The organism is Pseudomonas sp. GW823-FHT04A03 (assembly GCF_058796615.1).
Map to the genome: position 1 here is coordinate 815493 of NZ_JBXAIV010000002.1, position 20831 is coordinate 836323.

Annotated in this window: 13 protein-coding genes; 2 read left to right on the top strand and 11 right to left on the bottom strand. The window is 60.7% G+C overall.

Annotation, left to right across the window (positions count from 1 at the left end; translation table 11 throughout):
• Positions 1 to 6 precede the first annotated feature (6 nt).
• Genes AC1Q9F_RS09695 through AC1Q9F_RS09705 form a run of 3 tightly spaced genes read right to left on the bottom strand, consistent with a single transcriptional unit; the run spans position 7 to position 4425 of the window.
• Positions 7 to 2184, bottom strand: a complete 2178-nt coding sequence (locus tag AC1Q9F_RS09695) for a prenyltransferase/squalene oxidase repeat-containing protein (protein WP_492619459.1) — start codon at positions 2182 to 2184, stop codon at positions 7 to 9.
• Positions 2185 to 2206: 22 nt separating this feature from the next.
• Positions 2207 to 3457 (bottom strand): glycosyltransferase family 28 protein, encoded by a 1251-nt coding sequence (locus AC1Q9F_RS09700; RefSeq protein WP_007953861.1) that lies wholly within the window; start codon positions 3455 to 3457, stop codon positions 2207 to 2209.
• The gene (locus tag AC1Q9F_RS09705; protein ID WP_492619458.1) at positions 3454 to 4425 is read right to left on the bottom strand and encodes an acyltransferase; all 972 of its coding nucleotides are present in this window, start codon (positions 4423 to 4425) and stop codon (positions 3454 to 3456) included. Before AC1Q9F_RS09705 ends, AC1Q9F_RS09700 begins: the two co-directional genes overlap by 4 nt.
• Positions 4426 to 4992: 567 nt before the next feature.
• On the opposite strand from AC1Q9F_RS09705, the gene AC1Q9F_RS09710 reads away from it, so the two are divergent.
• On the top strand, positions 4993 to 5337 hold the full coding sequence (locus AC1Q9F_RS09710) for a cupin domain-containing protein (RefSeq protein ID WP_007953863.1): 345 nt from the start codon (positions 4993 to 4995) through the stop codon (positions 5335 to 5337).
• A 94-nt stretch (positions 5338 to 5431) separates the two neighbouring features.
• Here AC1Q9F_RS09710 and mmsB read toward each other — a convergent pair whose 3' ends face one another.
• Entirely contained in the window at positions 5432 to 6319 is an 888-nt protein-coding gene (gene mmsB, locus AC1Q9F_RS09715; RefSeq protein ID WP_007962098.1) for a 3-hydroxyisobutyrate dehydrogenase, read from the bottom strand.
• Between the two features lie 9 nt (positions 6320 to 6328).
• Entirely contained in the window at positions 6329 to 7855 is a 1527-nt protein-coding gene (locus AC1Q9F_RS09720; RefSeq protein ID WP_011332335.1) for a CoA-acylating methylmalonate-semialdehyde dehydrogenase, read from the bottom strand.
• 149 nt (positions 7856 to 8004) lie between these two features.
• Here AC1Q9F_RS09720 and AC1Q9F_RS09725 point away from each other — a divergent pair, with 149 nt between their 5' ends.
• Positions 8005 to 8952, top strand: a complete 948-nt coding sequence (locus tag AC1Q9F_RS09725) for a LysR family transcriptional regulator (RefSeq protein ID WP_492619457.1) — start codon at positions 8005 to 8007, stop codon at positions 8950 to 8952.
• Here the strand turns inward: AC1Q9F_RS09725 and yfiB are convergent.
• The 6 genes from yfiB to recC all read right to left on the bottom strand — a co-directional run bounded on the left by yfiB (position 8949) and on the right by recC (position 20652).
• Positions 8949 to 9449 (bottom strand): outer membrane lipoprotein YfiB, encoded by a 501-nt coding sequence (gene yfiB, locus AC1Q9F_RS09730; protein WP_218887827.1) that lies wholly within the window; start codon positions 9447 to 9449, stop codon positions 8949 to 8951. The genes AC1Q9F_RS09725 and yfiB overlap by 4 nt on opposite strands.
• Complete coding sequence (dgcN, locus tag AC1Q9F_RS09735) at positions 9449 to 10717, bottom strand: diguanylate cyclase DgcN/YfiN (RefSeq protein ID WP_492619456.1); 1269 nt, start codon at positions 10715 to 10717, stop codon at positions 9449 to 9451. The genes yfiB and dgcN overlap by 1 nt, the downstream gene beginning before the upstream one ends.
• Positions 10714 to 11289 (bottom strand): regulatory sequestration protein YfiR, encoded by a 576-nt coding sequence (gene yfiR / locus AC1Q9F_RS09740; protein WP_474733426.1) that lies wholly within the window; start codon positions 11287 to 11289, stop codon positions 10714 to 10716. Before yfiR ends, dgcN begins: the two co-directional genes overlap by 4 nt.
• Positions 11290 to 11408: 119 nt before the next feature.
• Positions 11409 to 13517: an exodeoxyribonuclease V subunit alpha gene (gene recD, locus AC1Q9F_RS09745; protein ID WP_492619455.1), complete on the bottom strand. Its 2109-nt coding sequence runs from the start codon at positions 13515 to 13517 to the stop codon at positions 11409 to 11411.
• On the bottom strand, positions 13514 to 17203 hold the full coding sequence (recB, locus tag AC1Q9F_RS09750) for an exodeoxyribonuclease V subunit beta (protein ID WP_492619454.1): 3690 nt from the start codon (positions 17201 to 17203) through the stop codon (positions 13514 to 13516). The genes recD and recB overlap by 4 nt, the downstream gene beginning before the upstream one ends.
• A complete protein-coding gene (gene recC, locus AC1Q9F_RS09755) occupies positions 17200 to 20652 on the bottom strand; it encodes an exodeoxyribonuclease V subunit gamma (protein WP_492619453.1) in 3453 nt (1150 codons plus the stop codon). The genes recB and recC overlap by 4 nt, the downstream gene beginning before the upstream one ends.
• Positions 20653 to 20831: the final 179 nt, after the last annotated feature.

Genomic DNA, 20831 nt, shown 5'->3' on the forward strand with positions numbered 1-20831 from the left:
TGCGGGTCAGTTCAACAACGCGACCCAGTATTGCGACAACCCTTGTTCGAGAATCAGCAGCGTCTGGATGCAGACGAAGCTTTCGTCGGTGGTCGCCGAGGTCGCATTGAGCGGGCCGAATCCACCGTCCTGCTTCTGATGGGAAGCGATCCAGTCTTTCGATTCCTGCAAATACGTCGGCTGCGCGTCGAGCAGAAACATCGCCGCGATGGCCATGTAAGTCCCCACCAGGCTGACCGCTTTGCCCGGCCGGTAGTGGAATGAGCCGTTGGCCAGTTGCAGCTTTTGCAGCCAGGCGACTGTCTGTTCGGCATCGACGATGCGTCGGTTGAGAATGAACAGCGTCGACACCACGCGGTACACCGAAAACGCATCCGGCGGATATCCAGGCTTGTTGGCGAAACCGCCGTCGGCCGAGCGGCAGCGCAAGGCAAACGCCATCACGCCCTGCTCGTCCGGCGCCTTGGCTTCCAGCGCGTGCAGCGACAGCACCGCCAGGTTGGTGTGCCAGATGTCTGAGCCAAACCCCGGCACATCGCCGAACCCGCCGTCCGGGTTCTGACACGCTTGCAGGTAACGCACGCAACCGCCGATATCGTTCGGCAACGCGCCCAGCACTCGCAGCGACAACACCGCGCAGTAAGTGGCGAACACATCGCTCAGATGCCCCGGCTGCTCGGCGAATCCGCCATCGGTGTTTTGCGAAGCCCTGATGCAATCGATCAGGCTGGCCTTGTTTTCGATTTGCAGACCCAGCGCGTGCAAGTCCGAAATCACATGCAACCCGGAAAACACCTGCCAGGTCTTGTCAGCACGGAACCCCAGCGGCGCGGTTTCGGCTGTCAGCCCGTAAGGCGTTTCGTTCGATGCCCGGGCCTTGGCCAGCCACGCCAGATAACGCTGCAGATCAACATTGATGGTCGGCACGCCATTCGGATGAATGCGCTGCACATCACCACCGCCATCGATCACTTGCAGTTCACGGTTTACCAACGCCGCATCGTCATGATGAGTGACGGCAGCGGCCGGTTCGATGGACTGCAAGGCGTGGGCCGCAGCGAGCTGGGTTTTCAGGCTTTTCAGGTGCAACGGCAGGTACGTCAGGTTGCCGATGCTGAAGATCCCCGGCTGACGCGGCGGCGCCCAGAACTGCCGAATGAACGGCACGGTCGGGTCATCCGGGGTCGACCAGAAGTAGCCCTTGCCCATGAACAGCCCGCCATTGCGGGCGTCGTGAAATTCCAGCAACGCTGCCGTCACCGAAGCCCGGTCGGCTTCGCTCGCGCCGGACGGCAAGGCCTGAATCGCCTGCAACAGCAACGCCACGTCGTAGGCGGTCTTGATCGGAAATGGCGACTCGTGATTTTTGTACGAAGTGTGCCAGTCGCAACGCACTTTGCCGTTGATCCCGACCCGATCCCAATACCCGCCGTACGCCGGATCGCGGAACAGCGCCAGGGTTTGCAGCAGGAACGAACGGGCCAGATTCGACAACGCATTGTCGTCGCGCGCATCAGCCAGTTGCGCCAGCACCAGACTGACCTGAGCACGCACGCCGCAACGGGTCAGCGCCACATCGACACAGGATTGGCTGTCGCTACCGGCCACCCGACCGATCAGGTTCTCTGCATGAATCTGCAAGTGCCCGACCAAGCCGAGACCCAACGGCTGATTGTCGATACGCGCCAGCAACGCCGTGGCGCTGATGTCGAGATCGATCGAAATCGCCAGTTCCAGAGGCGTCGACCAGTCGCTGCTGTAAAGGCCGGCGACCGTGGACCGAGCGTAGATCGCTTCGACCTTTTCCAGCAGGCCGTGGATCGCGGCATTGTTCGCCGCGTCCTGCGGCACCCGGCGCTGATAGGCAATCAATGCCGCCAGCGCGTCCAGTTGCAGCGCCAGCGTACGGCAGCGCCCGGAGCCATGCGGCGTCCAGTAGCGGTCGGCGAGCTCGTGGAAACCGGCATTCGATGCATCATGCAAACGCATCAGCCCGTCATGGGCAAAACGCAGTTCGACATCGTCGCCGTGCTCGGCCTGATAGAGCGTCGCGGCGACCTGATCCTGCAACTGCTTGTCGCTGGAAATCGCGACCTCACCACTGGCATCGGTCACGGCGAAAAAGCCGCCGTGGTCGATGTCCTTGAGGCCTTGATCAAATAGAAACTGCGGATGCAGTGACATGGTGAATCCCTCTTCCTTGAGGTTAAGCGGCTTTGCTTTCGGTCAGCGACACAACGCTGCCCTGGCACAACTCGATGATGCGCGTCGCGGCGCGGGCGGCACCTTCGCCATCCGGCGCGGCCACTTGCTGATGCGGTGCGTAGTAGGTCGAAGCGTCGGTGTCTTTTTCCAGCTCGCCCTGGATCAGCTCGACGATCGCATCGCGGTCGTGGCCCAGATGCGTCGGAAAACCCAGCAGCTCCAGACGGCGCAGCGCCTCGAGTTCGTGGTACTCGGACTTGGACGGCAGCACGAACAGCGTTGGAATCTGCAGTGCGGCGATTTCCGTCACGGTGATCCAGCCCGGCGCCGAAATCAGCAGGCTGGCTTCGCGTAGCAGGCCCATCCAGTCCGGGTAGTACGGCACGCAGACGACGCCGTCCTGAGCCTGGATATCCTGACGGCCGAGCAACACCAGCTTCAGCTCCGGATTGCGCTCGCGCAGGATCTTGAAGCTGTCGAGGTAGGCGGCAAGCAGCGCGTCTTTGTTCTGGGCAAACATCGTGGTGCCGCTGATCGAGGCGACAATGAACGGCGAGTCGCCGAGGTTCAGTTGCTCGCGCACGTTCAAGCCGGTCTGCACATTGATGTCGCGGATCATCGGGCCGACGAAATGCGCCTTGCCGCTGACCAACGCTTCGGCCACCGGAGTGCCCTGATCCAAGGAGGCCACGTACGGCTTGTCGGTCAGCACCAGTTGGCTCTGATTGATCATCCAGTTGAATTGGCTGTGCAGCGCGGTGCGGGCCCGGGCCATTTCCAGCGCATTGACCTCGAAACCGCCGTCGGCCAGATCATGGTCTTCGAGCTGGCACAGGGTGAAGTCGTAGCGCTCGGTGACGAACACCAGCGGCGTACCGCTGAAAATCGCGGCCAGGCAGGCGGCCATGTTGTAGTCCGACACCAGAGCGGTTGGCTTGTACTCGGCGATCAGCGCCAGGTAAGACAGAATCCGCTCGCCGGACAAGAAGGTATTGGCGATATAACCGCCAATGTAATTATTCCAGTCGAGTTCTTTCGACAAGTTGCTCTTTTTCGAGTAATCGACCAAACGACCGGCAATGTCCACAACTTCAACGCCAGACTTTTCGAACATCGGCGTAAAGGTCGGCTGCAAGGAAGCCAGGGCCACGGTCAATGGCATGTCCGGACGCTGTTTCTTGATCGCCTGCGCGATGGACAGCGCGCGCATGTTGTGACCGGAACCGGTTGGATTGGGGGCAAATAAAATCATTCTTGAATCTCCATTAGTTGAACAACGCCATGAACCACAGTGTTTTCCAATACATCCCTTATAACCACCGAGTACGGTTTGATAACGGCACCGTCACCAATATTCAGTGGACCTACCAAGATGGCGCCCTCGCCAATAACGCAACGACTTCCAATGCGCACCGGTGCCTCCTCCCAAGGCAGTGAGCGGAAAGAATGATCATGGGTGGAGGCAACGATCGTGACCCCCTCGGACAACTCGCTGAAGTCACCGACGGATACGCCGCCAGCCGCCTCGATAACCACACCGGCAGCCAGTCGCACGCCAGTTCCCAGTTCGATACCGCCCAGTTGCGACATGCCGCCCTGACGGTTGCTGCGCCCGATTAGAATGCAGTCCCGGGCGATTTCCACCGACGCTCCACCGCGCAATTCGGCATCGATCAAGGCATCGTCGCTGATGTCCCAGGTCAGGGTGTCGGGGTTCAGCGACTTTAGCCGCGCAACCGACTGCGTGGACCGATCGAGCATCGACGGCAAGCCCTGGCGCGCCCGCTCCCGGACTTTGGCCAGCACTGGCTCGGGGCTCGGCCGGCCGTCCTCGACCACGGTGCGCCGGGCAATAACCCGCGCCGGACGACCGACGACGATTGCGTCCGGCGGCACATCCGCTGTCACCAACGCGCCAGCCGCCACCACGGCCCCGGCACCGATGGAGACACCGGCAGCCACGGTGGCCTTGGCGCCCAGCCAGACGTTTTCGGCAATTCGAACCGGCGACTGCGCCGTCCCCAGGCATTGGGCGCCGGTGGCGAACATGCTGGACTTGCCGATGGACGCGTGCTGCAAATCGCACCTGAAGCCGATAAAGCAGTCATCGCTGATCTGCACATTTGTCAGGAGGCTGCCGGCACGCACCCAGACGTTCCGGCCAAGTTCACTCGCACCATCAACAATCGTCGAAACTTCAATTACGTTTATGTCGTCCACAATAAAGCCTCATTCCATTGATGCCGGGCACATAAAAATTCGATAGGCGTGCGTATCCCGCAGATATAAATCCGCCAGTGCACAAATAATAATTAACTGTTTATTTAAGGCTTCTACTCAAAGCACGCGAGACATTGCGTCCGCGCCACTTATTAACTGACCGGTTCATTCAACTGTCATTATTCATTAACAACAGATAGAAGTTCACACTTGAGCCGAAGGCCAAGTCAGTTATCGAGATGAGAAAAAGCCGATTCAAGTCTGTCCGTGACTCAGATGGAGCTCCCTTCCGAGGAATAGTCCTTTAGTACGAATGTTATAGTACAGACGATTTTGTTTTGCAATAGGTGTCAGAATGGTTATCTCGTTTTAGTCTAAAAATCGATTGAACTTTTATGGTGCATGCTTGTATTAAAACCGTCATATATGCACAGCCATGGTGCAAATCCAGTTTTTACGAAGGTCTGCGCCAGCGCTTACAGGCATCTGGAGGTCGACCCCAGACATTCCGACAGCACCCGCGAAGGCTACGGTGACGGCTCTAACTCCCTCTGGCCTGGAGCCGTCATGCCCGCACCTATTACTGTTTTGCGCGACACCCATCCCCTGCCCGTACTCGATGCCTGCAAATGGGAAAAGCTCGAGGGCGACCCGCACACCGTCAACCTCAACGCCTACACCAGCGAAGACGGCAGCAAGATCATGGGCACCTGGATCTGCACGCCGGGCAAATGGCGAGTGGACTACGTGAAGTGGGAGTACTGCCATTTCCAGGAAGGCTACTGCGTGATTACCCCGGACGGCATGGAGCCGATCCACCTGCGCGCCGGCGACATCTTCGTGGTCGAGCCAGGCATGAAGGGCACCTGGGAAGTGGTCGAGACCGTGCGCAAATATTTCGTGTTCGCCTGATACAAAAAAGCCGGGAAACCACCCGACGTGATTTCCCGGCAACACCTACTGCATCTGAATTGCAGACCTGTGACGAGCACAGGCCTGACGACGATTACTGCGGCTTGCGATAGCTGTTGATGATCGCCGAGAAGTCTTTGCCACCTTCCCCGCGCTGACTCATCGCCTGATACAACTGCTGCGCCACCGCGCCCAGCACCACCGGCTGATGGGCCTGACGCGCCGCTTCGGTGGCCAGCCCCAGATCCTTGAGCATCAGCTCGGCGCCGAAACCACCGGTGTAACCACGCGAGGCCGGCGCCGTTTCGACGATACCCGGCCACGGGTTGTACATTTCCGAACTCCAGCAACGACCGGTCGAGCTGTTGATGATCCCGGCGAGCACCGAGGTGTCGATGCCCAGCGCATCGCCCAGCGCCATCGCCTCGCTGACGCCGACCATCGAAATGGCGAGCAACAGGTTGTTGCAGATCTTGGCAATCTGGCCGGTGCCGACTTCACCGCAATGCACGATGTTTCGGCCCATTTGCGCCAGCACCGGTTGCAGAGTGGCGAACAGTTCCGGGGTGGCGCCAACCATGAAGGTCAGCGTCCCGGCCGTGGCACCGCCGGTACCGCCGGACACCGGGGCATCGGCCATGGCCACGCCTTGTTTGGCAGCTGCTGCAGCTACATCGCGCGCAGTCTGCGGGTCGATGGTGCTGCAATCCACTGCCGGCACACCTTTGCCGATTCCGGCCAGCACGCCATCTTCACCGAGCCAGACGCTGCGTACATGCACGGCGGCGGGCAGCATGGTGATCACCAGTTCTGCATCTTCAGCAGCTTCGCGAGCCGAAGCGCGGATGGTGCCGCCCAGCTGCTCGAGCTCCGCCAGCACGGTCTTGTTCAGGTCCACCAGATTCAGCGAATGCCCGGCCTTGATCAGGTTGCGCGCCATCGGCGCGCCCATGTTGCCCAGACCGATAAATGCGATTTTCATGGCCATTCCTCAGCGCAGGTTAATGGTGGTGTTCACGCCGTCGTTGACGCTGTCGTCATCAAACCAGCGCGCCGTGACCGTTTTGGTCTGGGTGTAGAACTGCACCACTTGCTTGCCGTACGGGCCGAGGTCGCCGAGTTTCGAACCGCGCGAACCGGTGAAGCTGAAGAACGGTACCGGCACCGGAATCGGGATGTTGATGCCGACCTGGCCGACGTCGATTTCAGTCTGGAACTTACGCGCCGCCGCACCGCTCTGGGTGAACAGGCCCGTGCCGTTGCCGAATGGGTTGGCATTAACCAGCGCGATGGCCTGATCGAGGGTGTCGACTTCCAGCACCACCAGCACCGGGCCGAAGATCTCCTGGGTGTAGATCTGCATGTCGGTGGTCACCCCGGAGAACAGGGTCGGGCCGACGAAGTTGCCTTTCTCGTAACCCGGCACGCTGATGTCGCGTCCGTCCAGCTCAAGTTTGGCGCCTTCCTTGATGCCGCTTTCGATCAGATCGAGAATCCGCGCCTTGGCCTTTTTCGAAATGACCGGGCCGACATCAGTGCCCGGCTCGTTGCCGGCGTTGACCTTGAGTTTCTGCGCCAGCGCTTTCAGATCCGGTAGCCACTGCTTGGCCGCACCCACCAGCACCACCACCGAGGTGGCCATGCAACGCTGGCCGGCCGCACCGAAACCGGCACCGACCAGTGCATTGAGCGCTTGTTCACGATTGGCGTCCGGCAGCACCACCGCGTGGTTCTTCGCGCCCATCATCGATTGCACGCGTTTGCCGTGTTTACCGGCCAGGTCATAAACGTGGGTGCCAACGGCGGTCGAACCGACGAACGAAACGGCCTTGATGTCCTTGTGGGTGCACAGGCCATCGACCACGTCTTTGCCACCGTGCACGACGTTCAGAACACCGGCCGGAATGCCTGCTTCAATCGCCAGCTCCACCAGCAACATGGTCGACAGCGGATCCTGTTCGGATGGCTTGAGGACGAAGGTGTTGCCGCAGGCGATGGCCATCGGGAACATCCAAAGCGGAATCATTGCCGGAAAGTTGAACGGGGTGATGCCGGCGCAAACGCCGATCGGCTGGCGCAGGGTGTAGGTATCGACACCGCCGGCCACGTTCTCGGCGAACTCGCCCATCTGCAGGCTGCCGATGGAGCATGCGTGTTCGACCACTTCCAGGCCACGGAAAATATCGCCCTCGGCATCGGCAATGGTCTTGCCCTGCTCGGCGCTCAGCACCACGGCGATGCGTTTGGAATGCTCGCGGATCAACGCCTGCAGCTTGAGCATGATGCGCATGCGCGCGCCGATCGGGGTCAGCTTCCAGGTCTGGAAGGCGCGCTGGGCGGCACTGACGGCAGCGTCGACTTCAGCGGCGGTGGCGAACGGAACCTTGGCCAGCACTTGCTGGGTCGCCGGGTTGACGATGTCGTGCCACTCGGTCGTCTGCGACTCGACCCACTCGCCGTCGATCAGCAGCTTGACCTTCTGGATCGTGGTTTCGTTGGGCGTAAGCGATGCGTTCATGCTGGTCTCCAGAAATTGTTTTTATCTTGGGAGCCAAGGCGAAAGGTTCGCCTTGAGATGAGGCGTGTGTCACGAATTGGTTGTCGGACTGTTTTTGGAGTATAGATGTGCAAACTTCTAATAAGAACGCACATATAAGCCCGTCCATCATGCAAAAAAACATCACGTCTTTAGGCTCGCTGAACTGGGACGACCTCAAGTTTTTCCTCGAAGTCGCCCGTACCCGCAAGGCCAGTACCGCGGCCAAACGCTTGGCTGTGGATTACACCACTGTGTCGCGGCGCATCAGTTCACTGGAAGCGGCGCTCGGCACTTTGCTGTTCGAAAAGTCGCGCACCAGCGGTTTTGTGCTGACTGCCGAAGGCCAGCGCCTGCTGAGTTACGCCGAGTCGATCGAAAGCACGCTGCACATGGCCTGCGAGCAGGTGTCAGGCTCCGGCGTCGCGCTGTCCGGGCATGTGCGGATGGGCTGCACGGAAGGTTTCGGCAGCTTCTTCATCACCCCGCAATTGAGCCACTTCGTCGACGCCTACCCGGCGATCTCGGTGGACATCCTGCCGCTGCCGCACTTCATCAGCCTGTCCAAACGCGAGGCCGACATCGTCATCGCCCTCGAACGCCCGGAACACGGGCCGTACGTGTGCTGCAAACTCTGCAACTACCGCTTGCAGCTCTACGCGACCCAGGAGTACCTCGACAAACACCCGCCGATCCGCCGCCCCGCTGACCTGGGCAAGCATCAATTCATCAGTTACGTGGATGACCTGGCGTTCAGCTCGGAGCTGCTGTATCTGGCGAACGTGTTGCCCGGCGCCAGCGCCAATTTGCGCAGCACCAGCGTAATTGCACAGTTCGTGGCGGCGCAGCAGGGGCGCTCATTGGCGATTCTTCCGTGCTTCCTCGCGGCACAGGATCCGCGCCTGTTGCCGGTGCTGCCGGAGGAAATCGACATCACCCGGCAATTCTGGATGTACTGCCGGGAGGACTTGCGCAAGCTCAAGCGGATCACCCTGTTGTGGGATTACATCCGCGAGGTGACCGAGCGCAATCAGAGTCTGTTGATGGGTGAGACCCGCGAAATGCAGTTCGCCGATTAATCGGCGCTGACCACGATCGACACCCGGCGGTTTTCGGTACGGCCCGCTGCGGTGTCGTTAGAGGCGACGGGTTCGCGGCTGCCGAGACCTTGCAGCTGGATGTTCTCTTGTTTCATGCCGACCGCGGTCAGCACTTTGCCGACGCTTTTTGCGCGGCGCAGTGACAGCTGCTGGTTGTAGGTTTCCTTGCCTGAGGCGTCGGTGTGGCCATCGACCCGCACGCGCTCGATGCCGACACCCAGCAACGCTTTGCCGATACGCTCGACGATTTCGGTACTTTGCTTGTTCAGGCTTTCGACATCGCTGCCAAACAACACCTTGCCCGACAGGCCGAACTCCCAGCCGTCATCGGTCAACTCGAAGCCTTGCTGCTTGAGGACCGCGACCTGAGCCGGCGTCAGGCCTTTTTGCGGGGCGGTCTGGCAACCGGTCAGAGCCAACATGGCCGTCAGCAGCAGAGTGGAAAACAGTCGAAAGGAAAGTGAGAACACGGGCATCAGCTCCTGGTTTGAACGGGATCGACCGGGTGCTCCGACCCGGCCGTGAATTGGGCGCCGCGCGACAAACGCTTGGCTTGGTACATCGCGGCATCCGCCGCATCGAGCAAGGTGCCGGGCGTGGCGCCATGATCGGGGTAAACGGCGATGCCGATACTGAGCGAAGTCACGACACTGCTGTCGCCGGGCAGCGCAATCGGGGTGTCCATGCTGGCGAGGATTTTGTCGGCAATGCGCTCGGCGTCTTCGGTCTTGTGCAGGGGCGTCAGCAGAACGGCAAATTCATCACCGCCCAGACGCGCCACCAGATCTTCCTCACGCAACTGCGCCCGCACCCGATTCGCCACCGCCACCAGCACCGCGTCGCCGGCGGCATGACCGAAGCTGTCGTTGATGTCCTTGAATCGGTCGCTGTCGAGAAACAGCACCGCCACGCGCTCGTTCAGTTTGTGGGCGCTGCGTAGCGCACGGATCAGGCGGCCTTCGAAAAAGGCCCGGTTCGGCAATCCGGTGAGGCTGTCGTGACTGGCCTGGTGCGCGAGGGTTTCGTTCTCGCTTTGCAGGTGGGTCTGCCAGTCTTCGAGTTCATCGAGCAACGCATTGAAGTCATTGCCGAGGTTGTCCAGCTCGGCAATCTTCGCTCGCGGCACCCGTCGGTCCAGTGCCCGCTCGCTGCGGGCGGCGTGAGCCACTGCCGCCAGACTGTGCAGCGGGCCGATGATCCTGCGCAACTGACGCCGCGCCAGATAGAGCGCGACCCAGGCACTGATCGCCGTGCAGAGAATGATCCCCGCCAGACCGCTCAACAGAAAGCGCATCAGGCTGCCGCCGTGACCGATCAGCAAAATGCGCCCGATCTCGCGATCCTGATGCAGGATCGGCAGGCTGATGGGTTTTTCCAGAATGACCCGCGCGACCTGCATCTCCAGTTCGGAAAACAGGCCTTTCTCCGGACGCTGCCAGCGCGCGATCAACTGGCCCTGAGTGTCCAGCACCTGGGCATCCGCCACTTCTTCGGTCGAGGCGATCAACGCCAGCGCTTCGGTCGCGGCAGCCTTGTCGTTGAACACCACGGCAGCTTCCACGGTGTAACTGATCGAGCGGGCAATCAAGTGCAGGTTGTGATCGGCATAGACCCGCAGTGCCAGCACCCCAAGCAGCGTCAGCGACACACTGGCCATTGCCACGGCGACCAGCGCCACAATCAGGTTGCCACGGCCGATGACCGAGCCGAGGGTCGGGCGCCCTGTGGATTTGTCGCGTCTCATGGCACCGCCGGCTTGCGGCGTGACAACTGCAGCACGCTGGGATGAATGCGCACGCCGCTGCGGGCGACGGAGTCGAGATTGACCTCGAACGACACTTGCTCATCACCGACCCGCAGGCAGAACAGGCTGCCGACCGTGCATTGATCGCCGCCTTCACTGATGCTCAGCACCGGATGGCCGATCAGGGACGCGAACAGCCGGCTGCGTTCGTCGGTCGTAAGCTTGCCGATGTAGACCGCGTCGCACTCGCTGACGATGGCCGGGTTGTCGGCCAACAGTCGACGCACGATGACCGGACGGCCCGTGGCCTGGGTCGTGCCCTTGACCAGGTCGTCGGTGTATTCGGTCGGGCCGACGATGCACAGGCGCAACTGCGCCGGCTCTACCGGCCAGCGCGCGTAACTGAGGATGCCGAGGACAACCTGAGTGACGGATTTGGCCCGCTGTTCGGCCATGCCCGCCGGGGGTTGAGTCTGGGCAGCGGCCACACCCGTGAGCAAACAGAGCACACCGGCAAGCAACGCCTGCTTGCAGCCAACTACGCGCTCTGTCGCCCAGACAGCCACCTTCATGCAGGGATTCTCTTGGATCGTTACGAAATGATGCCGCAACGATAGCACAGCGCTGGAACGCCAGCGATACAGCGACCTCTGACCGGTCGGTCAATTATCGGCGGCAATCGAAGGCTCCTTCATCCTTTATGCGGCGCCCCTTCTTCCAGTTCCAGCATCAGTCCACTCAGGCGCTTCACCTTGCGCTGCACCGCTTCTTCAAACACGCCGCTCCGAGGCTCGATCAAGGTGAACCAGTCCTTGGCCCGGGTAATTCCGGTGTAGATCAGCTCCTTGGTTAACACAGGATTCAAGGCGTCCGGCAGGATTAGCGCGGTATGGGCAAACTCCGAACCCTGTGACTTGTGCACAGTCATCGCATAGACGGTCTCGACATCGTTGAGCCGGCTCGGCAGCACGAAACGCACCCCGCCGCGCCCGTCGTTACGCGGGAACGCCACTCGCAACACCGACTTACCGGCATCCGGCCCATCGCGCTCGGGCAGTTTCAGGGCGATACCGATGTCACCGTTCATCAGCCCCAGACCGTAGTCATTTCGGGTCATCAGCACCGGCCGACCTTCGTACCATTGCTGATCGCTTTCGATCAGCCGCGCCTTGAGCAACGCGTCGGTGATGCGCTGGTTCAGCCCCTCCACACCCCACGGCCCTTTGCGTACTGCGCACAACAACTGGAAGGTATCGAAGGCCCGCAGGACGTTACGCGCCCAATCGACCCAACCAGGGTTCTCGAGCGGCGTTCCGCTCGCCGGACGTCGATCGCGCAAGACGCTCAGATAGTGTCGATAACCGTGAGGGCCTTCGCCGTGTCCATCGAGCACCAGGTGCTCAAGTTTCCGGTCGTGCTCGTTTTGAAGCGGCAACGAAAACACATCGCCATGGGTTTTGGCGTCCAGTAACTGGCGAGCCTCGTCCGGGAGTTGCTGATTCACTCGTCGCGCCAGTTGGCCGATGCCGCTGCCCTCGCCGAAACGCCGTGAGTGACGCAGCATCACCACTTGCTGGGCCAACGGATGCGAACCGTCAGTGCCTTCGTGCAAGCCGCTATCCTGCAGGGATTCACCGCTCACCTGTTCCAGCCACTGGCGAGTCTGCGGACTGTACCAACCGGCTTCGGCATCGCGGCACAAATCTCCCAGCACCGCACCCGCCTCCACGGAGGCCAGTTGATCCTTGTCGCCCAGCAACACCAATCGGGCGTGAGGCGGCAAGGCATTCAGCAGATTGGCCATCATTTCCAGGTCGATCATGGACGCCTCATCGACCACCAGAACGTCCAGGGGCAGACGGTTACCGGCATGGTGGCGAAAGTGCCGCGTGCCGGGACGACTGCCGAGCAGGCGGTGCACCGTGGTCACCTCGGTCGGGATTTTTTCCCGGACGCTGTCAGCGACCTTCAGCGATTGCACCTGCTGGCTGATGGACTCGGTCAGCCGCGCCGCCGCTTTACCGGTAGGCGCCGCGAGCCGAATGCGCAATGGTTGATTCGCCTCGACTGCAGGTGCCTGGAGCAATGCCAGCAAACGGACCACCGTCGTCGTCTTTCCGGTGCCTGGACCGCCCGTGATGATGCTGAAGGCACTTCGGGTGGCCAGGGCGCAGGCGAGCTTCTGCCAGTCGATGACATCCGCACGCTGCGCTGGATCGAACAGCTCGTCCAGCCGCCATGCAAGATCGGGTGGTGTCGTTTCCTGCTCCGCGAGCCGCTGACGCAATGCGCTGTCGATACGCCGCTCGTAGGCCCAATAGCGCCGCAAGTACAAGCGCTTGCCGGACAACACCAGCGGACGTTCCTGCGCCGACGCACCTTCGTCGGCGGCCAGTGCCACCAGCGAACTGCCGGCCAGCACCTTGCACCAGTGCGCTCCGTCGAGGGTTTCGAGCAACTGCGATGGCAGCAGCAATGCGCCGGGTTGTGCATCACCCTCCGGCGGCAGGGACAGTGCAAAATCCGGCGCCTTGAGGGTTTCGAACAGATCCAGACAGACATGACCATGGCCGAGCTGGTGACTGGTCAATGCGGCGGCGAGCAACACCAACGGATCGACATCGGGTGCCAACTCATGAAGAAAGGCCACGAATGCCTTGTCCAGCGCCCGCAACCAGCCACGCTCGACCCATTGGGTCAGCAACAGCAACAGATCATCGGCACGGGTCAGGGGCGTCAGTTGCGCGAGGCTGTCGGCGGTCAGCGGCGTTGGCAGCAGGTCGGCGAATGTCCGGTTCATAGCAGTACTCCCTGTTCCCACGCGGGCTCGGCCTTGGGTTGCGGTTTGCCCTGGAACATGAGGTCCAGACGCTCGATCAGCTCCCTTGGTGGTCGCGCGAAGTAAACGCCACCGCCAGGGGCCCGTGTCCCGCGCAGGAACAGATATAACGCGCCGCCGATATGCCGGTCGTAGTCGTAATCGGTAAGCCGCGCCTTGAGCTGACGATGCAGTGCCAAAAGGTACAGCACGTATTGCAGGTCGTAACGGTTGTCGAGAATCGACTGCTCCATGGCCCGTTCGGTGTACGCAGCGTCATCGATGCCCAGCCAATTGGATTTGTAATCGGCCACGTAGTAACGACCCTCGTGCTCGAACGTCAGGTCGATAAAGCCTTTGAACATGCCATTGAGCTGCACCGCTTCGGCGCCGACCCGGGCAACACCGTTGTGGGTGAACTGACGCACCTGTTCGTCGAGCTTCAGCACGTCGACTTTGTGGCTGGCGAACCAGAACTCCATCTCGACCCGATACTGCTTCAATTGCTCAAGCACCACTGGCGTTTGGTCGGGCCCTGCGGGCAGTGGCAGCTTGAGCAAGTGTTGCAACCAGTCGCCGAGGGTGGTGATCCAGCCTTCCCAGCCCCGTCGATTACAACGCCGGGCAATCGCATCGTCCAGCGACTCGCGGGTGACCGCGAACCCTTCCTCCCCTGCCCACTCCAGCAAACCGTGAAGAAACGTTCCCGGATTCGGGCCACGGGGGAAGCGGTGAATATCGGCTCCGCCGGCGATGATCTCGCGCGGAGCTTCAGGATCGAGGCGTTCGTCGTCGAACAGCTTTTGAGCCTGCGGACTTTCGGGAGCCTCGTCATTGCCGACGCTCAGCACGTCACTGATGCGTAAGGCGCTGTACGACGCAATCCACCAGTTCTCGCTGGCCTTGCGGCTCGGCAAAAGGGTGGCACGTAGCGTGGCTTCGTTACGCGGAGGCTGGTACTCCTCGCTGGTGGCCGCCGGCATTTCAACAACGCTCAGCGCCGAACAATCCTGTTGCAGATCGTCCAGCCAGCGAGCCAATCCGCTGGACTCATTCAACGTTGCGCCGCCGCCCAACAGATAGCCCAGTGCAGAAAGATGCAGCACCGAGCTGCTGTGATTGCCGCGTTTGAGATCCGTCACCCCGAGCCAGCATGCATGTTGCGCGCGAGTCAGCGCGACATAGAGCAAACGCAGATCCTCCGCCAGGCGCTCATTGTCCGCCAGGGCAATCAGTTCGGCGTCGGGCTTCAGACTGATGCGGGCCTTGCCGGACTCATCGTGGTAATGCAGCGGCAATCGACTGCCATCCACGGGTTTGGCCGAGCAGATGAAAGGCAGGAACACCAATGGGTACTCAAGCCCCTTGGACTTGTGAATGGTCACGACCTTGACCAGTTGTTCGTCGCTCTCAAGACGCAGGATCTGCTCTTCACCTGCCTGGCCGGACAGTGCCAGATGCTCGGCTAGATGGCGGATCAGTGCCTGCTCGCCATCTAGCTCCGACGCGGCCTGTTGCAACAACTCCGACAGGTGCAACAGGTTGGTCAGCACCCGCTCGCCATCACTGCGGGCGATGAGCATCTGCGGCAGTTGAAAGTCGTGCAGCAGGCGCCGCAACATCGGCAGCACCCCTTGCTTGCGCCAGAGCTCACGATAACCTCGGAACTGCATGACCCGGGTTTCCCAGACCAGTTCGTCCTGATTCAGACGTTCCAGCTCAGCCAGCGGCAGGTTCAGCGTGATGCACGCCAGCGCCGCTTTCAGGGAGCGTTCGACATCCGGCTCGGCACACGCCTTGAGCCACGACAGCAGGTCATGGGCTTCCTGAGCGGCAAAGACCGAGTCCTTGTCCGACAGATAAACGCTGCGGACTCCGCGCGCTGCGAGCTCACCGCGTACCGCCTGCGCCTCTTTACCGTCGCGGACCAAAATCGCAATGTCCGCCGGCCGCAGCCCACGCCAATCCTTGCCCTCCTGCGCAAACCCGGCACGACCGGTTTGCCCCCCATTAAGCAGGGTCGTGATCTCACTGGCGCAGGCCGCCGCCAACTGCTGGCGATAAACCGCCCCGGACAGTGGCTTGTCGGTGGATAAATGCCAAATGTTCAGCGCCGGTACATCCAGCCCGGATATCTGCAAACGCTCTTTACGCCCCTGAGCCTCTACAGGCTGGAACGGCACCGGGTTTTCGCCGTCTTTCTCTCGGAACAGAAACGCTCCGCGCCCTTGCTCACGGGACTCGGCACGCTCGAACACATGGTTGACCGCACTGACCATCCCGTGACTGGAACGGAAGTTCGTGCCCAGGGTATGCAGGCGCCCGGTTGTGGCTTGCCGGGCTCGCAGGTAGGTGTAGATGTCGGCGCCACGGAAGGCATAGATCGCCTGCTTCGGATCGCCAATCAGGAACAGCCCGGTCTCGGGGTTATTCTCTTCAATGCGATAAATGCTTTCGAAGATCCGGTACTGCACCGGGTCCGTGTCCTGGAACTCATCGATCAGGGCGACGGGGAACTGCTCGCGAATGAGCGTGGCGAGGCGTTCCCCGCCATCGGACTGCAAGGCCGCATCCAGACGCAGCAGCATGTCGTCGAAACCCATTTCGGCCCGACGGCGCTTCTCGTCTTCAAAGCGGGCACCGACCCATTTGGCTGCATGCTGCAGCACGGCCGCATCGGGCGTCGGCAAATTGTCGAGGCTCGACTTGAGCACAGGCATGGCATCCAGGCCCGGGTGGCTCGGCGGCTCACCTTTCCAGGCTTCAGCCATGCCGTCCGGTGTGAGCCGGGCGAACCCGGTGCCGATATCCAGTTGCTCGAGCGCCTCGTCCTCGGCCCAAGCCTTAAGCTTTTCAAACCAGGGTTCGAAATAGCGGGCTTGCATCTTGCGCCCGTCCACGGTTTTGTTGGCGACGCCCTGATGGCAGATGGCGAGTAACTCATCGGCCCACTGCCGCCATGGTCCCTTCAACTCCACCAATGCCGCACGGCGTTCCTGCATGCATTCTTCGATCAGTTCGGATGGCGTCTTGTCTGAATCCCCTTCGCGCTCGGTGCCAAACAGCCCACGCACACGCGGCAACAGAGCCGCCGGACCTCCCCAGTGACTGCGAACCCAGTTCAGGGCATCGCCCTGCATCGGATAGCAGAACAGCCGCCAATAATCGCGCAGCACTTCGCCGAGCAGGTCGCTGTGATCGGTTTCCAGGGTCTGGGTAAACAGACTGCCGCTGTCGAACGCATGCTCGCGCAGCATTCGCTGACACCAGCTGTGGATCGTCGAAACCGCGGCTTCGTCCATCCATTGCGCGGCGATGTCCAGGCGGTTGGCACAACCGGGCCATTGTTGCGGATCGAACTGTGCACGCAGTTCATCGATCAACGCATCAGGGGGCGGAGTCTCGTCGCGGAAGAAACGGGCGGCTTCGGCCAGACGCGTACGGATGCGTTCGCGCAGCTCTTTGGTGGCCGCGTCGGTGAAGGTCACCACGAGAATTTGCGGGGGCAACAGCTCACGACCAAAACCACTCGCCTCGCCTCCGTGGCCGAGGATCAACCGCAAATACAACGCCGAAATGGTAAACGTCTTGCCAGTGCCCGCACTGGCTTCGATCAGTTGGCTGCCCTTTAACGGGAATGCCAAGGCGAGTGGCGGCTGGTTACTCATGCGCCTGCCTCCTCGTGGGTCCATGAGCGCCACGGTGCCTCAAGCAGAGGGCGATACAGTGCATCACACCAACCGGAGAAGGTTTCATCCGCCTGCAGTGCATCGAAGTCGGCGAATTGTCGGGACAGAGCCGGGCTTTCGCGACGCTCGCCTTCGTTGGTCTGACCATCACCCTCATAGGCTTTGCGGGCAGCCGCTTCAGCCTTGACCGGATCGGTCTGGGCCAGCCATGCAAAAGCCGTTTTCACCGCGACCGGAAGTGGCTGGCGCATGCCCGTCTGCCAGGCGAGCAGCAGATCCTCAAGAATTCGCCCCGCTCGAGTCTGTTCCAGAGGTTCAAGAAGGAGCGTGTCATCACTGGCCACCAGTGCGGTCGTCAGGGAGAGTCCACTGGCGCACGCGACGAGATGGCTGACCCAGGGCTTGGTCATGCGATGCCATTTGCGGCTCTTGATCGAGCCTATGCTGTTGGGGATTGTTGTGACCGACAGTACGCCGCCATCGGCGCGCCGATGCAAACCTCCCAGCCATCCTTCAAGGCGCAGTTCCTGCCATTCAAAATTGATCGGTAGCGCGTTGGTCAGGGGTGTTGGCCATAACGCCAACAGCTGTTGATATCGTTGCAACAAGTCTGGCAGAGGCTCAATCAACTCTCGCTGAAGGCATTCACCGAATCCGGCCATGGGCAACAGTCCGCTGTTCTGCAGGCGTCGGGCTTGAGACTCGAGCGCCTGATCAACATTGTCCGGGTGTCTCAAGGCTGCCCCGAGCAAGCTGTCGCTGAGCATGTATCGCTGCAACGCATCCAGCACAAAGGGCTCCTCGTCAGCCTGAGGTACCTGCGCCGCTTCGAAGTAAACCTTGAGTCGCTGAGTGAAAAAGTGTCGAACCGGATTGCGCAGGAAGTCCTGCAGCAGTTCCAGACTCAACGGTTCCTCCTGGACATGAGGGGCAAGCGTTGTTGTGACGTCGCTCTGTTCGTGAGGTTGATGCAGCACCTGCCATTCGATGGCGTAGCTGAACAGATTGTCTTCCTCATGGAAGTAGCGCGAACTGAATGGCTGCAACGGATGCTCCTGAGTCATGGCACTCAGGAGATCCTCGTTGTGGTCGGCCGATCGCCATCCATTGGCAAGGTGATCGCGCAACTGGCCGATCAACACAGAGGCTGGCCGCTCGCTGTTGTCGCGAATGCTGCGACCGACCCAACTGATGTAAAGCTGATGACGGGCGGACAAGAGCGCTTCAAGCAGAAGATAGCGATCGTCTTCACGACGGGAACGATCTCCCGGCCGGTAGTCGCTGCCCATGAGATCGAAGTCCAGCGGCGGTTGAGCGCGTGGATAATCGCCATCGTTCATGCCCAACAGGCAAACCAGCTTGAACGGGATCGCGCGCATCGGCATCAGTGTGCAAAAGTTCACGGCTCCCGCCAGGAAGCGCTGCGACAGACGCCCCTGATCCAGCCCCGCCAACCAGGCCTCACGGACGACGGTCAATGGCAGCTCGTCCAACAGTCCGACGGCTTCACAAGTTTCCAGCCAGGTTTCGCGCAACTCCTCGAGTTGAGCCAGCAGGTAGTCGTCATGCTCATCTTCGGGCTTGAAAAACAGCTGCATCAACGCCTGAAGCCGATGCCCCCATTCCTGTGGTTGCGCAGGTTTCATCAGTTGCTGATGCGAGAGTTCCAGTGCATCCAGCAACGCAACCAACGGACCGATCAATGCGGCATCGAGACCACCAATTTCGTCGTAAGGCTCGATATCTCCACAGGAACCGGAGCTGCCGACGGCATAGCCGAGCAACATCCGACGCAGACCGAAACGCCAACTGTTTTGCTCCAGTTCGTCGGGTAATCCCAGTTCGGCCCGTTGCCCGGCATCAATACCCCAACGCACACCTGCACCTTCGATCCAGCGATGCAGAGTCGGCAAATCTCGCTCCTGCACACCAAATCTGGCGCGTAACGCAGGAACGTCGAGCAGGTCGAGGATCTCACTGACGGGAAAACGGCTGTCCGGTAGTTTGAGCAGATGCTCGACGGCAATCAGCAATGGATCCCGTCCGCGCTGCCCCTGATCGGCCATCGTGAAGGGAATGAAGCGTGGGTCCTGGCGATCCAGTTGCCCAAATACGGCGCGAATATGCGGCGCATAACTATCGATGTCAGGCACCATCACGATCACGTCGCGAGGGCGTAGTTGAGGGTTGGCACTGAAACGGGCCAGGAGCTGGTCGTGGAGAATCTCCACTTCGCGCTGGGCGCTATGGGCTATGTGAAAGCGGATCGAATCGTCTTGAGTCAGATCGACTGCCGGCCAGAGCGTTCGAGTCTCGCTGAGCGGGCGAAGCTCCAGAATGTCGTCCTGTAACTGGTTGAGCATGTTCTTCGGCTGGTTTTCGCTGAACAGATCGATACGTCCGTTGCGAAATGCTGCGCGATAGCTGTCCGGCTCATCGTAGCTGTCGAGAAGGTTGATGTAATCGCGACCTTGCTTACCCCACGCTGCAAGGAGCGGGTGAGCATGTTGGTGGAGTGATTCCGAATCCAGCACCACAGGCATGCCGTTTCTTCGAGCCTGCCGCTTGTACTGATGACGCAAGAGATCCTTGTCGGCAACGATATCGGCCCAGTGATAACGACAGGGGTTATGGACACACAACAGAACCTGGCTGAAACGGGAAAGCCCGGCCAATGCCTCCAGTACCTGGGCGGGCAACGAGGAAATTCCAAAAACGATCACTCGCTGGGGAAGTCCGGTCGGTGCGCGTTCCAGACTGTTGATGCGCTCCATGAACCGCTGGTGCACGCCCGCCCGACTTTGAGCCATGCCTTGCTCGCCCACATCGTCCAGCAGGGCGCGCCACAACTCTGCCTGCCAACAACTGGTCGGTGAGAGAGGCTTCGCTTCACCTCTTACATTGCGGAGTTGATGATGCCCCTCTGCCCAGTCCTCAAGCCAATCAGCGCGGTAAACCTGGTATTGGTCGAAGAGGTCAGCCAAGCGTTCGGACAACTGGTAGCGCTTGCGCAGATCGGCGTCATGGGTGAGGAAGCGTTGTAACGGTTCGAAATGCGGTCGGGTGATGACCTGTGGCAAGAGGCGCATCAGACGCCAGGTCAACGGAGCCTTGTCGAGCAGCGACTTGGGCGGAATCTCCTCTCGCCCCAGCACCATCCGGTAGAGCTGCCACATGAAACTGCCCGGCAATTGCACGTCAATAGCGGCAGCGATACCACAGCCGCCGGAGTCGTCCCCTTCTGCATCCTCAGCCAGTGCCAGCTTGAGCCATTGTGCGATGCCATTGCTCTGGACGAGCGCGATTTCGTTCTCCAGGGGTGCCAGTGGATAGCGCCGCATGATGCTGATCACAAGGCTGCGCAGTTCATCCAGACTGTTGCTCTGAACGACCATGAATGCAGCGTTGAGGGACTGGGTGTCCGGCATGAAGGCTTCCTTGGAAAAGTACAAAAGCTAGGGCTGAACCTTAGCATTGTCGGCAGGCGACGACAGCCGCACGGCGGCTGAGAATGCTGTAAGAACTTTCCCGCGGGCAAAACAAAACCCCAACTGCTTTCGCAATTGGGGTTTCGGAATTTAATCTTGACGATGACCTACTCTCACAT